The sequence below is a fragment of the Solibacillus sp. GQ1 genome (assembly GCF_059758555.1).
On record NZ_JCAXEX010000006.1, the window covers coordinates 36722 to 52840 of the forward strand.

Below are 16119 nucleotides of genomic sequence, written 5' to 3' on the forward strand. Positions count from 1 at the left end.
ATGAGGAAATGATTTTAGAAACGGAAAGACTTATATTAAGGCCATATGAAGTTGAATTTTCGGATGCTATTTTTGAAGTAGTAAAGCATAGGGAGATTGCGGACACAATGGTCATGATTCCGCATCCTTATCCACGCGAAGTTGTCGGTCAGTGGATTTCCTATTTGCAAAAAAGCTTTGAGCAAGGGACAGCCTATGAGTTTGCTGTGTTTTTAAAAGAAAATGGCCACTATATCGGGAATTGCGGGCTCGTTACGATTTCAAAAAATCACCGTAATGCAGAGGTGGGCTATTTTATTGATGTCTCGGAGTGGGGTAATGGCTATGCAACAGAAGCATGCAAAAAAATAATTGATTACGGATTTCAGGAACATCAATTAAATAGAATTTACAGCCGATGCATGGTTAGAAATATCGCTTCAAGAAAGGTAATGGAGAAGTCCGGTATGGTTTGGGAAGGACGCCACAGACAGGAATTTTTAAAAGATGATATATATGAAGATATGGATTACTTAGCTATTTTAGCGGAAGAATATTTTAAGGAATAACTTAATTACATATCATGCATTGATTGGTATTTATAGTTTGGTTACAGAACGCTTCCACCTGCAGCCGCTTATGTTTGTCTTTATGAGTGCGATGTATGGAATAATAGGATATAGAGAGTACAGACGGACTCAAAATAAACAATCAGGAATTCTCTTTTGGGTTGTGTCAGTAATTTTATTTGGCGTTGCGTTTGTATCGTTGTTTGTTAATTAGGAAATGCAGGATTTAAGAAAGATGCTCTTAATGGCAGGGTTTTAAATTTCCTCTATAGAAACTTTTAAAATAAGCGATATAGATACTTTTAAAAGGACTGATGAGATTGGAACAAATTCAGCAAGTAATAAATACAACCCCTAAACATATTGTGTCTGCAGCTACGATTATACTGAACAGTAAAAATGAGATTCTGCTTATTAAAGGACCTAAACGAGGATGGGAAATGCCGGGCGGTCAAGTGGAAGAAGGCGAATCTTTGACAGCTGCAGCGATTAGGGAAACAAAAGAAGAATCGGGAATAGATGTGGAAATACTCAAATTCTGCGGTATTTTTCAAAATTTAGAGAAATCTATATGCAATACGCTTTTCCTAGCGAAACCAATTGGGGGGACACCGACAACTTCACCGGAAAGTCTGGAAGTCGGGTATTTCCCAATTGAAGAGGCCCTGGAAATGGTGACATTCGGAAACTTTCGACAAAGAATAGAATATTGTTTGGACACAACGAAGCACCCGTTTTTTATTGATTTTTAAATCGGTGAAACGGTATGAATCGCAAAGGACGTGGTAAACGTGAAGATAAGGAGTAATCAGCTGTACAAGCTTGAATTATAGGAGAAGGGAGTGTAAAAGTGAAATAGCTTTTGCACTCCCTTTTTGTCGTTGCCGTTATTCGGTCTGATTAAAAAAGCCGCGACTGTTACTTAAAGCAATCGCGGCATAGCTGTTTTATTTTACTAAACCCAATGAGTCGAGCGGGTAAAAACGGATAGATGTAGAGCCAAGAATATGTTCCTTTGAGACAAGACCGATGCGTGGATCTCGGCTGTCACTACTTTTACGGCGGTTATCACCCATAACAAAATAATAGTCATTCGGAATTTCAGATACCCCAACTAAATCTTCCAGCGTGAAATCAGGAGTCAAGTCACCAGGATCGTTAAGAGCAGATTTATATTCATCCAAATAGGGCTCGTCGACTTCCTGACCATTTATATAAAGTACATCGTCTTTATATTCGATATGATCACCTGGAAGTCCGATAATCCGTTTAATAAAATATTCGCTTTCTAAGCCATCGAATACAATGACATCGAACCGATTGAAATCATGAAGCGATTTCCCGATTTTATTGACGATAATTCGGTCTCCGTCTTCATATGTCGGCATCATGGAAGCACCTTTCACGTCAATCGGAGTGAAAATAAACATACGAATAGCTACAACAAACAAGGCGGTTATGGCAATAACTTTAATCCATTCAAAAAGCTCGTTCTTTTCTTTTTTCATTTTTTATTACCTCCATAGAGAATCTGGCAGTTCAAGTCTAAATTATTTTATAACCCCATGAAGCTTTAATGCCTCCACAAACACATTGGCAATATTCAACATTGACTGTTCATCCACATCGAATCGTGGGTGGTGATGCGGGTAGACTGCATTGATCTCCGGATTGCCGCCGCCTGTGAAGAAAAACGTGCCGGGCTTTTCCTGTAAATAATAGGTGAAATCTTCTGCTCCCATGCGAGGTGGGGCATTCAATACTTGCAAGTCTGGCAAATTTATTGAGACAGCTTCGCGAAGCATAGCTGTTTCAGTCGGGTGATTATATACGGCGTCATAGCCGCGAGTATAGTTAAATTCAAGCGTAGCACCGTACTGAATTTCAATCGCTTTGCATAAGTTGTTTAACTTTTGCTCTACCATATCGCGAATCGCCGGATTGAATGTACGAACAGTCCCTGTTAAATGGGCTTTATCAGGAATGACATTGCCAACTGTGCCACTTTCAATTTTTCCGATTGTAATAACAGCAGATTCAATCGGGTCAGTATTTCTGCTGACGATTGGCTGCACACCAAATACAAACTGTGCTGCTGCAACGATAGGGTCGATTGTTTCGTGAGGAGATGCGCCATGCCCGCCCTTACCTTGAATAGTGAGTTCAAAAAAGTCGGCAGCTGCCATTGCGTAGCCTTCACAAAACAGCACAGTGTCTAATTCGCTCCAGGATGAGACATGAGAACCGTATACATAGTCGACACCATTTAGGCAACCTGCCTCTACCATAGCCTTTGCACCACCTGGTACGACTTCTTCCGCAAATTGATGGATGAATACGACATTGCCATGAAGTGCGTCCCGGTTATCAGCAAGTGACTTTGCCAAACCGAGCAGTGCGGCTGTATGGATATCATGACCACAAGCATGGCTTACTCCATCGACTTTTGATTTGTAAGGTACTTCTTTTTCATCTTGAATCGGGAGTGCGTCAAAATCTGCGCGAAACGCAATTGTCGGTCCATCAAAAGCACCCTCTAAATAGCCTACAACTCCATTACCGCCAACATTTTCTTTCACTTCAATCCCATAAGAACGAAGCTTTTCGGCAACGAGTTTTGGTGTATTAACTTCTTTAAATGAAAGCTCCGGATACATATGCAGATGTCTTCGGATTTCGACCATATCCTCATAGTTTGCTTGCAGTTTCTCTTTTACGCTCATCTTCTCCACCCCTGAAAAATTATTCTTTATTCAATGCTTCCCATTCTTCTCTGAGTAACCCCATGCGAATCGAGTCATAATAGTGCCCTTCGTAATAGCGGACTTTACGGATTCTTGCTTCTAGCTGCATCCCCAGTTTTTCGCCAACACGAATCATGCGTTCATTGCCTGACCATGTCGTTAAACCAACACGCACTAATGGCATTGTATGAAATAAATGCGCAATCCATAATTTTAATGCCCGTGTTCCAATCCCTTTTCCCCACGATTGCCCTTCATGTAGAACTATGCCCATTTCAATCCACTTTGAAGGTTCGTGTTCCCAGTAGTAGGAGATAATTCCTCGAACGACACCGGATACTTCAATAACCCAAAAGCTGTTGTCACCAATCCAATCCTGCCTTGTCTGGATAAATTGTTCATAAGGAATCGCTCTATGCGGATAATACGGCGCATCCCATTTTTTCCATTCGGGCTGCTCATCTTTATAAATTAGTTCCCATAAACGCTCCATATCTTCCTCAATTATTGGTCGGATGATTAGTTCCTGATCTGTATACATCGTTTTCCTCTTTTCAAATAGTTTTATATTATGTTTATATTCGATTGAAAAGAGTAGAAAGATTACTTTTCAATCACTTTCATAAATGTTTTCATTTTTATCAATCCTTTCAATGGAAATTACTATAATCTTATCAGAATATTCCGGTAAAAGGAGGGGGATGTTGAACATTTAATAGAGAACCTTGATAAAAAATTTCTAGTAAAATTCAGATAGAAATTGAAAAACACTTAAAAAAGAGAGAGAAAAAGTAAAAAATTATAAAAAATAGTCGAAATTATCTAAAAGAACTACCAAAATCGTTAATTAAGAACTATAATTATGGATTAAAGAGTTCAAATTTTTAGAAAATACATTAGAAAAGAATCACTAAATAGAAGTTGGTGGATATATGGTGAAAACAGAAGATACAAATGTACTAAGTTCAATGCAACTGACGGTAGAAGAATTACAAAATATTAAAGTTGCATTAGACGAGTCGTCCATTTTGGCTGTTACAGATCAACGAGGCATTATCACGATGGTAAATGACCGATTTTGTAAAATCTCCAAATATGAACGTTGTGAACTCATTGGTAAAGATCACCGACTTTTAAATTCAGGCTATCACCCAAAATCTTTTTTTAAGGAAATGTGGCGTACGATAGGTTCGGGTAAAACGTGGCATGGGGAAGTATGCAACCGCGCAAAGGATGGTTCAACATATTGGGTACAGACGACGATTGTGCCTTTTTTGAACGAAAAAGGAAAACCCTATCAGTATATTTCGATTCGTACAGATATTACCGCACAAAAGAAAATTGGGGAAATGATACATATTGCACACCATGATGACTTGACAGGACTGCCAAATCGCCGGATGTTGCTTAATGATTTAAAAACGTTGATCGAAGTTGAGCAACAGCCATTTTCACTTATGTTATTTGATGTGAACCGATTTAAAAACATTAATGATGGCTTAGGGCATCGAGTTGGAGATCTGTTTTTAGTAGAAATTGCGGAGCGAACAAAAACATTGAATAGCCCGCTTATGACTTTTTATCGATTAAGTGGAGATGAATTTATCTGTATATTAAGAGATGCGACACTACTTGAAAATGCTGCAGAAGATATACAAGCGCTATTTAAACACCAATTCAATTTAAATAACTATGCATTTTATGCATCGATCAGTATCGGAGCTGTAAATTACCCGGAGCATGGTCACTCAGCACAAGACATATTAAAATATGCAGATATTGCGATGTATGAGGCGAAAAAAAGCAATAATAAAGGGTTTGTCATTTATAAAAAACAACAGCGCTTTTCACATAACCAACTACTGACATTGGAAACAAAGTTACATGATGCCATTAAAAATCAGGCATTTGAACTGTATTACCAACCGAAAGTGAATCTACAAACAAATAATATTGAAGGTATGGAAGCACTCATTCGGTGGTTTGACGATGAACTTGGTTTTGTACCACCGGATCAGTTCATCCCATTTGCAGAAGATTTTGGACTGATCAGTGACATTAGTGAGTGGGTTATCGCTAAAGCCGGTCGCCAAGTAACAGAATGGAATAAGCAATATAATTTGAATCTTCGAGTAGCTGTTAATATTTCGCCAAGCCATTTGAAAGCGGATAATTTTATCGAGCGTTTAAATCAAATTTTACAGGAGCATGAGATTTCACCTAGTGCACTGGAAATCGAAATAACAGAAATGAGTTTTTTAGATCAAAATTCAGATTTGCTCAATACAATCAAACATTTAAGTGAAATGGATATTACGTTAGCTATTGATGACTTTGGGACAGGATATTCTTCATTAAGCTATTTGAAGAAATTCCCGGTAGATTTATTGAAAATAGATCGTACGTTCATCCACGAAATGTATAAAAACAACGCAGATATTGCCATGGTTTCAGCGATGATTTCCTTGGCACGTGCACTTAATTTAAAAGTAGTTGCGGAAGGTGTCGAAGAACATGAAGACTTGCACCTTTTACGGGAGTTTGATTGTGAATTTGTACAGGGTTACTATTATAGCCGTCCATTAACGATTGATGATTTTTCGCAACGTTTAAGTGAAAAGGGGATACTCGTGTAAAAAATCCACGCAGATTGATCATTCAATTTGCGTGGATTTTTTTATGATTTGACTGTAATACTTGGATTGATTTCAAGAAGCTTATTTACAAACAGCTCCCTTTCCTTTGGAGATACAAGAATGACTTGAATATGCGGATCAAAGGTTATTTCAATACGGTCGATTGACATAGCCGGAGCTGATAGAGGATTTTTCGATGGACGTAAGCTGCGTATTTGTTGAATAGGAATTCGCTTTTTATAAATACCGGCGTATACGATGAGTTCGTCCTTTTCGATGACGTATTTTGTACCAAAAAACAGTATGCATAATAAGACAATAACGAATGCTGTTACGAGCAGTAAAACAGCACTTGGCTCGGTAATGACCCCGTATATCATTGAGATTGGCACAAGAATAAATATAATAGCCATCCAAATATCCACCTTCGATTTAAAAACCATGAAAAAGCCTCCCTTCTACTTATAGCTTATAACAAAGAGGCAAAATTTAAAAATGCAATTCTAGCAATAGGAGTTTTTGGTTATTTAATTCCATATTTTCTGTCCAATGTCACAAGACGTGCATCGTCATTAGGGCGGTTCATGACTAAATCGGCAATAATTTGAGAGCCAAGCATACTATAAACCGTGCCGTTACCTCCAAATCCGAGCAGGTAATAATGCTTCGGCTGTTCTGGATGCTGTCCGATAAAGGGGAGATGGTCTAATGATTCACCGAAGGAAGCACAGTATTTGTAGGGTGCATGGAAGTTCTCGTCAGGCAATAATTCATGAAGTTTATCAAGCAGCACGTTTGCCATTGCGTCCACTGTTGTTTCATGTTTGGCAGGCTCGGCTCTCTTTTCGTCTAATCCCCCAATTATAATGCGGTGATCCACTGTTTTTCGCATATATAAATACGGGCGAGCAGTTTCCCAAATGAGTGCATTTTCATACCAGCCCTCAAAGCCGGGTTTTTGCTCTGTTACAATCGCATAAGAGCGGTTAATGTCAGCACCCTTCATTTTTCCATAAGGAAGACGATCGTAACCGGTTGTGTATACAATACGGGATGTTTTAAAGATTCCGTTCATTGTATGCAAAATAATCTCATTTCCCTCATCCTCAATAATATTGGCATACGTATTTTCAAATAAATCCAGCCCTTTAGCGATAAGCTGCTCAGTTAATGAAACAACGAATTTATAAGGGTTCATTTCCGCATCATTATGTGTGTACAAAGCTGCAGGTGCTTTAAAGGGCAAGCGCTTTTCTACGACAAGTTCATTCCAAAGTTCAGCAGGGAATCCGTGCTTTACTAATATTTCACATTCCTTTTCAAGCTTTGACACATCTTTTTTTTCACTGGCAAAACAGATACTTGGACGTCGAATGAAATCAGCCTGATCTTTTAAAGGTTGCGCAATTTTTTCGAGCTGGTCAACTGCTTCAAAGCAAAGTTTATAAAAACGTACAGCATCCTCTTCTCCGATTAAATCACTTAGTTCATGTAATTGAATATCATTTGAATATTGGAGTAGTCCTGTATTGGCAGAAGTACTGCCGGAGCCGAGCTTGTTTCGTTCTAAAACGGCTACCGTTAAGCCCTCATCAATTAGTGCTTTCGCCGTTAGTAGTCCACTCATTCCGGCACCTACGATAATTGCATCATAATGAGGTTTAATTGGTGGGTTTGTGTGTGGTTCTTTTAAAAGTGTCGTTGGCCAAAACAATAAACCATTGTGTAATTCCATAAATAGTCCCCCCTTGTATTATGTAAAGAATATTTCCCGCTCGTTTCTGTTTCTAATCTTGAAATTTTTAATAACTTAATTTAGGGGTAAAGGGGAAAGATAGAAACTAAGAGGAGGGATATGATGGATCCTTATATTTTCGGATTTTTCACGATTGCCTATATTGCCATCTTCGTCTGGGGAATGGCAAAACATAAAAAAACTGCATCTGCCATTTTGTTTTTGGTTATTGCTGCCCTGATTTATGATAATGCAATATTAGCGTTAGGCCATCTCATCGGAGAGGGGAGCCTTCTTGAAACCCTGAGCTATGGCCGTTTTTGGCTTCATGCAATATTTACACCAACTTTAATACTTTTTTCATTGTTTGTAATGAAAGAAGCAAACCTTCATTTTGCCTATAAGAAATGGGTTCCTTTTACATTTGGCGTTTTATGGATTGTTGCCATGATTATTGAATATTTTGCGGAACTGAGTGGACTGGAATTAGCTCCGGAGGAATCATTTGGTGTACTTAGCTACAGTACAACAGCAGCAGCATCCGGACCGCCACCAATGATTTTGATTGTCCTTGTCGCCTTATTAATCGCTGCAATCATGCTAGTCCGGAAAAGAAAATGGTGGTGGATGCTTGTCGGTACAATCGTTATGACGATCGGTAGCGCAGTTCCGATTGATATTGGCAGTGACGCGATTACAAATGCCTTCGAGTTAGTATTAATTGCGACGTTAATGTGGACGGCAATCCATTATTCGAACGACAGACCTTATAGAAGGTTTTAACGAACAAAAATTGTGCTGAGGATAAATCTTAAATCTTAGCACAATTATTTTTTGTTCACTACCTTGCAATGGATAGTAGTGTTTGTTACACTATTGTATATTAAATAGTAGTGAGGTGAAATAATGAATCCTCAATTTAAAAAAGGTGTGTTGAATTTATGTGTCCTCGCTTTATTAGAAAAGAAAGATATGTATGGATATGAGCTTGTGCAAGCAATTTCTACACAAATTGAAATATCAGAAGGAGCGGTATACCCGCTGTTACGCAGGTTAACAAAAGACGGTCTTTTTACAACATATTTAATGGAATCAACAGAAGGCCCGCCGCGTAAATATTATCAGATTACCGAACTAGGGATTGAACAACTACAGAGCTTACGTAATGAATGGGAAAGTTTTATTTCGGGTGTAAATACTTTAATTCAAGGGAGCAAATAAAAATGAATGAACAACAGTTTTTAGATTTACTTGATAACCATTTAGTAAAATTACAACAGCAAGAAAGAGATGACATCCGCAGAGACTTTGAAGAATACTTCGAAAATGGCCGTGCAGAAGGAAAAACGACTGAAGAAATTATAAAATCATTCGGCAGTGTTGAAGAACTGTCAGAAGAGCTCCTTGCTTCATATGATGAAGAGGATTTCATGGAAAATGTGGCGGTTGTGAAAAATGATAAACCAATCCCGTATCAAAATGTAGAAATCGAAGCAAACGGTGTAAATGTTGTAATTGTTCCAACTGACGCTAACGAGGCACTTATTGAAACAAAGGATAAGGACCAGTTGACTGAAGCATCTATGCTAATAAAAGATGACACACTTTTCATCTCTATAAAGCGTCAGGAGCAGGTCCGTCGTTTTTGGTTTATTACGATAATAGGGACGATCAATACAATAGATACAGTGGTTTATCTGCCTAAAAAACAGTATGAAAAGCTTGTGATTCATAATGACAATGGACGGATTAAGGTGTCTGAAACTATCGCACAGCAATTTTATCTAAAATCAGATAACGGCCGTATTTTAACAGACCATATTCAAGGGAAAGTTCTTGATGCTCATTCGGCTAACGGGCGAGTGGTGCTCACAGAAACTAACATTGAACATGTTAAAGCAAGTTCCAATAATGGCCGGATTATCGCAGAGGATGTAACGGGTCAAGAGCTTCAGTTTGAGTCAGATAATGGACGTGTCGAAATTAAGAATGTTTTAGGGAAAATCAAAGCACAGTCACGAAATGGCCGGATTGTTGCACAGTTAAAAACTGTCCAATCACCATTAAATTTTGAATCTGATAATGGTCAAATAGTATTGAGTACAGAAGGAAAGCTTCAAAATATTGAAATTGATAGTTGGACTGCTTGGGGATCCGTATCTATTTATAATGAAAAAAAATCGCATTATTCGCACGGTACAAGAGAAAACACCATACAATTAAAAACAAGCAACGGGAAAATAACAGTTGAGGATCTTTTAGCTCAGTAATCTATGTAAAAGTTAGAAACTCATCGGCATAATCCGTATAATAAAACTAATGATAGTTGAAATGGAGTCGTTAACGATGAAAACATATAGCTTTAGATTATTTGGTGGCTACAAGGTGATACTTGATAAAACAGAAATAACAATTGACTATGCTGGTGAAAAGTTTCTATTTATAAATAAATCTAAACCTCGGATGAAAACTATTTCATACGAAGATATATTGAGAGTGGATTATAAAGAAGCCGGTATGACATTCGGTTATGTGCGTCTGATTACAGCGGAAAATGCCCCATATGTAAGCAGTACGTATGTTGCTCAGCATGACGAAAACGCCTGGATGGTTGAAAAAGATGAAATTAGTTTTTTAAATGAAGTATTGGATATCTTGAAAAAACATTGTAAACATATACAGTTTGCTCAATTGAAAGCTTAGAAATAAAATACAGCACGTCAAAAGTAAATTAACTTTTGGCGTGTTTTTCTATAGAGGAAAAAGTGCTGCGAAGTTTCCTTCGAGCACCTTTCATGCTAAATCACTTGCATTTTAGACCATAGCTGCTTGTAGTATGAATGTGAGATAATAAGCTCTCCATGAGTACCTGCACCTGACAGCTGCCCGTCTTCAAATAATAAAATCTGGTCGGCATTTGTAATTGTAGAAAGACGATGTGCGATAATGACAGTCGTTCGGTTTTTCATCAATGCCTGTAAAGCAAGCTGGACTTCACGTTCAGATTCATTGTCCAAATTCGATGTCGCTTCATCAAGCAGTAATATTTGAGGATTGCGTAGAATTGCACGGGCAATCGCAATCCGCTGCTTTTGTCCTCCTGACAGTTTAATGCCGCCTTCACCAACTTCTGTTTCGATTCCTTGTTCAAGTGCAATTACAAAATCGTAGGCATAGGCGGCTCGCAATGCTTCCACTACCTGTTCGTCATTTGCTTCGTTTTGACCATATAAAACATTTTCGCGGATCGATCCATTCATAAGGGGCGCGTCTTGTGTCACATAACCGAACAGTTTCCGCCATTCGTATAAATCATACTTTTCAATATTTGTCTGTCCATATAAAATTTTGCCCTCTGTTACTTCATAAAAGCGCTCAATTAACGAAAACATCGTCGTTTTCCCGCCGCCGCTACTGCTTACAAATGCGGTAGTTTTGCCAGATGGAATCGTAAAGTTCATCCCTTTTAAAATAGGCTGCTCGGCATATTGAAACTTTACATTTTGAAAAATGATATCTTGTGCCACCGCAGGAATTGAAAGACCGGATATCTTTTCGGTTGCCTGAGCAATGATTGATTGAATACGTTCTGTTGCACCAAGTGCTTTCTGTAAGGCTGTGAAAAAAGTTGCCATTTGTGTAAATGGAATGATGATTTGCACAAGGTAAATCATAATCGCAACAAGTTCCCCTGAAGAAATTGCTCCTGAAGATACTTGTGTGCCCCCATATCCGAATAAAAGAATCAGCACAATCATCATAATGAGCGTCATAATCGGTGATAAAATAGCGAGGATTTTGGCCTCTTTTAAACCAAAATGGTAAAGCTGTTCAATCCGGTTTTCACCCCGTTCTTTTTCCAATGGTTCGGTTTGAGAAGATTTTACAAGTCGGATATTAGATAATACCCGTCCAAGATGCCCACTGAATAAAGCGAGTTCGTCTTGATTGGCTTTAGCGATTTTATGCATTTTTTGTCCAAGTGGCAATGTAACAAATATCGCAAGCGGTACGGCTATTAGCATAAGAAGCGTCATTCTCCAGTCAATCCAAAGTAAAATTGCAATCGCACCGATTATAGAAAAAATGCCCGATACAAAGCTTACTAGATGATCTGTTACAAGTTCTTTTACGACGCTTGTATCTTGTGTAATACGGCTCATCGTTTCCCCGGATTCGTGGGCATCAAAGTAAGGGGTTTTTAAATGTAAAATATGCTGCCAAAGTGTATTTCGTAAATTCGCGACTATCCGTTCCCCGAGCATACGCATTAGAAAATAAGTCAACCCACTAAGAACCGCCTGTATGACTAAAATTAGAGCAACGGCAGTGACCGCTGTCCAAGCAAAACCTATAGTCGAAAAATCGTTGATCATATTCATCGTAAATAATGGTACAGCAAGTGAAGCGAGTGTTTCGATAATACTTAATATAAAAACAAAGATGACGAGTTTTTTGGGGAATTTGCTTTTTTTAATGAGTTCCCATAATTGCTTTAGCTGAACGTTCATGTAATAACCCCCTCTAGTATTTTCAATCGTGCAGCTTGATCCAAGAGCCAATTTTCTTCCTCACTAGAAAGCGGAATTGTAAATAACCAATTATCAAAATCAATATTTGGATGTTTTTCAAATTCCTGCGCTAAACTTTTCGTCAGTTCTGGCGGAATAATGGAAAATAACTGTTCGATCAGTTGTGTTAGTTCCGTGTCTTCTGGCGGATGCAGGAAAGCCTGTTTAATTTCATAGAGACTTTCAATATAACGTCGATTAATTTCGATAAAATTCATATCTAAAAAACTGTATATCTGTTCAATTAGCGGCTCCGGAATATACTGTCTTAAATAATCCTTCTGGGCATCCTCTGTCAGTAAACTATGAATGATGAGCAGTAATGTAGTGGGGTCGACAGCCGTATTTTCCTGGTGAATGTGAATTGCTGTATCAATTGTTGCAAGCATTTGTTCCAGCTGTTTTTTCTTCTTTATTAACTGCAACTTTTGATGTTCCAAAGATTGAAGCAAAGAATCATCTTTTTTGAGCAGCTCTTTAATTTCCTCTAGAGAATAATCAAGATATTTGAAAGTCACGATCTTTTGGACAGTGATGATATTAGCATCATTATAATAGCGCTGTCCGCCTTCAGAAATACTGGCAGGTATTAATAAACCCTTTTCTCCGTAATAACGCAAAGTACGAATCGTAATGCCGGTCTTTTTAGAAAATTCCCCGATTGAATACATTTCCCTCACTCCTTATATGTAGTATAAAAGCTGACGTAACGTAACATGCAATGAAAAGATTCGAAAAAATTAAAATGATGAATTTGCGATAAAAAATAATGTGCAAATTTATCGAAAGTTGTCACATTATGTTCCACGTGAAAAAAAATTGACTAAATATGAACTAATTAATTTAGAGGGGATAATAAAAATTTGTAAAAATCTAAAAATAGTAGCGAAATAACATAGAAAAAAATTACAATAAATACTATTATTTAGAAAGGAAGGGTAAGGGCGTATAGAGATTGATAGGTAAATTTTTATATTATGGAGGTTAAGGAAAAATGGAGAGTAGGAACATAAAAAGAATGAGGAAAATTTTACTTCAAATTGGGGTGATTTGTTTCCTGTTAGCAGCAGCTACAAATATAGGCTATGCCCAAATGTTTTCGGACGTAAAAGATGACTCTAAATTAAATGAAGAACTTACAGTGTTAAATAATTTAGGTGGAGTGGTACTGTCACCAAACGATAATTTTCGTGCAGATGATCCGATTACACGTTATGAAGTGGCTGAGTTTATCGTACGTACACTGCAAATTGATTTAGAAATGAGTACAATTCCTACATATTTAGACATTCCTGCAGAGGATTCGCGAATGCCTGTCATTGCAGCAATAACTGAGCTTGGCATGATGACAGGGTTTGAAGGTAAATTTAATCCGGATGCAAAATTATCGCGTGCACAGGCGGTAAAGATTTTGGTACCTGCGTTTCAGTTAAGTGGATCGGAGGCAATTCCATATACGGATATTACAAAAAATCATAGTGCTGTACCTGCAATTCAAGCATTAATAGCAAATAAAATTGTATACCCGGCAAAAAATCAAAAATTCAATCCGAGCGAAATGATGACTCGCGGGGATTTTGTTTCTTACCTTGCAAGAATTATTGAGCCATCATTAAGACCTACTGAACCTGAACAGCCTGTGTTCCAAAGCTGTGTAAAAGAAACAGCGAAAAAACGTTATGTAGTTGATGTTGCAGTAACAAATTTATGGAATAAACCTAACCAGGCGCGTGCTGTTGATTATCCTTCGACAAAAAACCCGGTAGAAATGCAAAAATGGATCTCATCATTAAGTTTATCTCAAAAGAAATGGCTTGTTGGACGTACAGATACCCAAGCGTTGTATGGCGATGAAGTATCATTGCTTGAAACAAAAGGGAAATGGCAACGTGTCGCGGCAAAAGATCAATATGTACCATATTTAAAGGCAGGTTATCCTGGATGGGTTCCACAATCTCATGTTGTGGCAACGAACAAAAATTATGATGATTGCGGCATTGCGATTATTACTGCAGATAAAACGAATCTTTTAGAAAAAGATGCGAAAACGAAATTTTTACAAATCAGTTATGCAACAATTTTGCCGGTAATTGATGAGACTTCAAAGTACTATTATGTAGAAACACCGGGTGACGGGGTTAAACTACTAAAGAAAAGTGCGGCAAAATCTTATGCATCCTATAGCGATGTTCCAAAACCGACAGCTAATACAATCATTAACGAAGCGAAGCGTTATTTGGGCTTACCATATCTTTGGGCAGGAACCTCTGCCTGGGGCTATGACTGTTCGGGTATTTTATATGCGGTATTCCGCACACACGGCATCATGATTCCGAGGGATTCATTCTATCAGGCAACAGGTGGTAAAGCTGTTGCGAAGAAAAATTTAAAGCCTGGGGACCTTGTATTCTTTGCGTATAATGGCGGCAAGGGGAAAGTGTACCATGTTGGCCTTTATATCGGTGACGGCAAAATGTTGCATGCACCACACTACGCATCGAAAGTGAAAATCGAATCAATGAACAATGGTGTTTATAAAAAGAACTACTCAGGTGCAAGACGTTATTTATAAAAGGGCATGAATAAAATAAAAATTTTCCGTTTCTTTTTAACTTACATGACAAAATATTTAGTGTATTGTTAGGAGTAAGTTGGGTATATGTAAGGAATAAAGGAATTTTAATAAGGAGGCATATTTTATGAATCCGTGGTTAATAGCAGCCCTCGTTATATTGGGAATTGCTGTAGTTCTGTTAATCGTCTGTATTATTGTTGTAATTGGACCAATAAAAAGAGTTGTTACACTGCTGTTGGCACATGCTGAAGGAATTAAAAAACAGCTGAATCCTATTCAAACCGAAACAACGAAATTAACAACAACAGTCAATCGTATGATGGCAGATATTGAATATAAAAAAGAATCTGTCCAGTCTGTCATTCAATCCGTCAAACATACAGGTGAAGTATTGGACCAAGTGAGCGATGTGTCACACGATGCGACTGTGAAGGCTATGAAGAAAGCAAACAATGATCCGTATCTACAAGCTGAGGTAGAACGTTGGACCAATACCGCAATGGGTATTATTCAGCGAAAAGCATAATAGGAAAAGGGATGTACAAATTTTCTGTACATCCCTTTTTTGTTACATAAAAAAAGAAATAAATATAAACGTAATTTCTTATGTAAGCGTTATTATTCTGTACTAGAACAGAACTTGCTAGCTTATCTTCTATTCTTCTCTTTTTTATTTAAAACATGAATTTCAGGACTTTCACAAAGTGTTCAAAGAAATCAGATAAATTATGAACGTATTGTGAAAATAGGGGTTAGGAGGTTTCTTTTTAATTAAAATAGAGTAAAATAGAAAACAGCAAGTGTGTTATATAACAATCTACAACTGTCACGGGAGAATCGACTATTTATAATACAGTGTTATAAAAAAGGAGAAATGAAACATGTGGGTAGTAACAGTATTTAATGATATAAACGATATTCGTATATTCGAATATACGACGAAAATTGAAGCGACTTCAAAATTAGAAAAATATAAAAACGCAATATTATCATATACAAAATAAAGAATGGAAAGGGAGCGGTAAAATATGTGGGTAGTAACAGTGTTCAATAATCCTAATGACATTCGTATGTTCGAATACACAACTAAAAGCGAGGCTGCCGCATTTTTAGCTAAGTATAAAAATGCTGTCCTATCGTTTACCAACTAGTTAAAGAAAGGTTGATGCAGAAAGTGAAAGCTTTCTGCATCGACTTTTTTTATTTGGAAGGGAATACTGAGAGTAGATTGGTCCGTTTTCTCGTTTATTGTATTAAGGATACGTTAAACGAGAATGGCGACTATTATAAAGAGTGCTTGCTGCAGGTTG

General features: G+C 37.6%; 18 protein-coding genes. 11 read left to right on the forward strand and 7 right to left on the reverse strand.

What is annotated here, in order from left to right; translation table 11 throughout:
- Positions 1-8: 8 nt before the first annotated feature.
- The 3 genes from AC6CH1_RS17430 (at position 9) to AC6CH1_RS17440 (ending at position 1300) form a co-directional block, all read left to right on the forward strand.
- Entirely contained in the window at positions 9-548 is a 540-nt protein-coding gene (locus AC6CH1_RS17430; protein WP_498318638.1) for a GNAT family N-acetyltransferase, read from the forward strand.
- An 82-nt stretch (positions 549-630) separates the two neighbouring features.
- The gene (locus tag AC6CH1_RS17435; RefSeq protein WP_498318717.1) at positions 631-762 is read left to right on the forward strand and encodes a DUF3953 domain-containing protein; all 132 of its coding nucleotides are present in this window, start codon (positions 631-633) and stop codon (positions 760-762) included.
- Positions 763-862: 100 nt separating this feature from the next.
- The gene (locus tag AC6CH1_RS17440) at positions 863-1300 is read left to right on the forward strand and encodes an NUDIX hydrolase (protein ID WP_498318640.1); all 438 of its coding nucleotides are present in this window, start codon (positions 863-865) and stop codon (positions 1298-1300) included.
- Positions 1301-1495: 195 nt separating this feature from the next.
- Here the strand turns inward: AC6CH1_RS17440 and lepB are convergent, their stop codons facing one another.
- From lepB to AC6CH1_RS17455, 3 genes are read right to left on the reverse strand one after another with little or no spacing between them, the layout of a single operon-like run.
- The gene (lepB, locus tag AC6CH1_RS17445; protein WP_498318642.1) at positions 1496-2056 is read right to left on the reverse strand and encodes a signal peptidase I; all 561 of its coding nucleotides are present in this window, start codon (positions 2054-2056) and stop codon (positions 1496-1498) included.
- Positions 2057-2098: 42 nt separating this feature from the next.
- On the reverse strand, positions 2099-3271 hold the full coding sequence (locus AC6CH1_RS17450; RefSeq protein ID WP_498318644.1) for a M20 metallopeptidase family protein: 1173 nt from the start codon (positions 3269-3271) through the stop codon (positions 2099-2101).
- A gap of 19 nt (positions 3272-3290) precedes the next feature.
- Positions 3291-3833 (reverse strand): GNAT family N-acetyltransferase, encoded by a 543-nt coding sequence (locus AC6CH1_RS17455; RefSeq protein ID WP_427713933.1) that lies wholly within the window; start codon positions 3831-3833, stop codon positions 3291-3293.
- Between the two features lie 391 nt (positions 3834-4224).
- Between AC6CH1_RS17455 and AC6CH1_RS17460 the strand changes: the two genes are divergently transcribed.
- Positions 4225-5928: a sensor domain-containing protein gene (locus AC6CH1_RS17460; protein ID WP_427713930.1), complete on the forward strand. Its 1704-nt coding sequence runs from the start codon at positions 4225-4227 to the stop codon at positions 5926-5928.
- Positions 5929-5969: 41 nt separating this feature from the next.
- Here AC6CH1_RS17460 and AC6CH1_RS17465 read toward each other — a convergent pair whose 3' ends face one another.
- Positions 5970-6371: a PH domain-containing protein gene (locus AC6CH1_RS17465; RefSeq protein WP_427713927.1), complete on the reverse strand. Its 402-nt coding sequence runs from the start codon at positions 6369-6371 to the stop codon at positions 5970-5972.
- A gap of 80 nt (positions 6372-6451) precedes the next feature.
- Positions 6452-7663, reverse strand: coding sequence for an NAD(P)/FAD-dependent oxidoreductase (locus AC6CH1_RS17470; protein WP_427713924.1), 1212 nt, complete (start codon positions 7661-7663; stop codon positions 6452-6454).
- A gap of 123 nt (positions 7664-7786) precedes the next feature.
- Between AC6CH1_RS17470 and AC6CH1_RS17475 the strand changes: the two genes are divergently transcribed.
- The 4 genes from AC6CH1_RS17475 (at position 7787) to AC6CH1_RS17490 (ending at position 10366) form a co-directional block, all read left to right on the forward strand.
- Positions 7787-8446 (forward strand): phospholipid phosphatase, encoded by a 660-nt coding sequence (locus tag AC6CH1_RS17475; protein ID WP_251691164.1) that lies wholly within the window; start codon positions 7787-7789, stop codon positions 8444-8446.
- Positions 8447-8569: 123 nt separating this feature from the next.
- On the forward strand, positions 8570-8884 hold the full coding sequence (locus AC6CH1_RS17480) for a PadR family transcriptional regulator (protein WP_008405902.1): 315 nt from the start codon (positions 8570-8572) through the stop codon (positions 8882-8884).
- A 2-nt stretch (positions 8885-8886) separates the two neighbouring features.
- Complete coding sequence (locus tag AC6CH1_RS17485; protein ID WP_498318646.1) at positions 8887-9933, forward strand: DUF4097 family beta strand repeat-containing protein; 1047 nt, start codon at positions 8887-8889, stop codon at positions 9931-9933.
- 76 nt (positions 9934-10009) lie between these two features.
- Positions 10010-10366: a hypothetical protein gene (locus tag AC6CH1_RS17490; RefSeq protein WP_498318648.1), complete on the forward strand. Its 357-nt coding sequence runs from the start codon at positions 10010-10012 to the stop codon at positions 10364-10366.
- A 95-nt stretch (positions 10367-10461) separates the two neighbouring features.
- Here the strand turns inward: AC6CH1_RS17490 and AC6CH1_RS17495 are convergent, their stop codons facing one another.
- Both AC6CH1_RS17495 and AC6CH1_RS17500 read right to left on the reverse strand, forming a co-directional pair.
- Positions 10462-12174, reverse strand: coding sequence for an ABC transporter ATP-binding protein (locus AC6CH1_RS17495; RefSeq protein ID WP_498318649.1), 1713 nt, complete (start codon positions 12172-12174; stop codon positions 10462-10464).
- The gene (locus AC6CH1_RS17500) at positions 12171-12905 is read right to left on the reverse strand and encodes a MerR family transcriptional regulator (protein WP_251691172.1); all 735 of its coding nucleotides are present in this window, start codon (positions 12903-12905) and stop codon (positions 12171-12173) included. Before AC6CH1_RS17500 ends, AC6CH1_RS17495 begins: the two co-directional genes overlap by 4 nt.
- A 347-nt stretch (positions 12906-13252) precedes the next feature.
- On the opposite strand from AC6CH1_RS17500, the gene AC6CH1_RS17505 reads away from it, so the two are divergent.
- From AC6CH1_RS17505 to AC6CH1_RS17515, 3 genes are all read left to right on the forward strand, one after another.
- Positions 13253-14806, forward strand: a complete 1554-nt coding sequence (locus AC6CH1_RS17505; RefSeq protein WP_498318650.1) for an NlpC/P60 family protein — start codon at positions 13253-13255, stop codon at positions 14804-14806.
- Positions 14807-14933: 127 nt separating this feature from the next.
- A complete protein-coding gene (locus AC6CH1_RS17510) occupies positions 14934-15335 on the forward strand; it encodes a DUF948 domain-containing protein (protein WP_427713905.1) in 402 nt (133 codons plus the stop codon).
- A gap of 355 nt (positions 15336-15690) precedes the next feature.
- Entirely contained in the window at positions 15691-15813 is a 123-nt protein-coding gene (locus tag AC6CH1_RS17515) for a hypothetical protein (protein WP_285848962.1), read from the forward strand.
- Positions 15814-16119 lie beyond the last annotated feature (306 nt).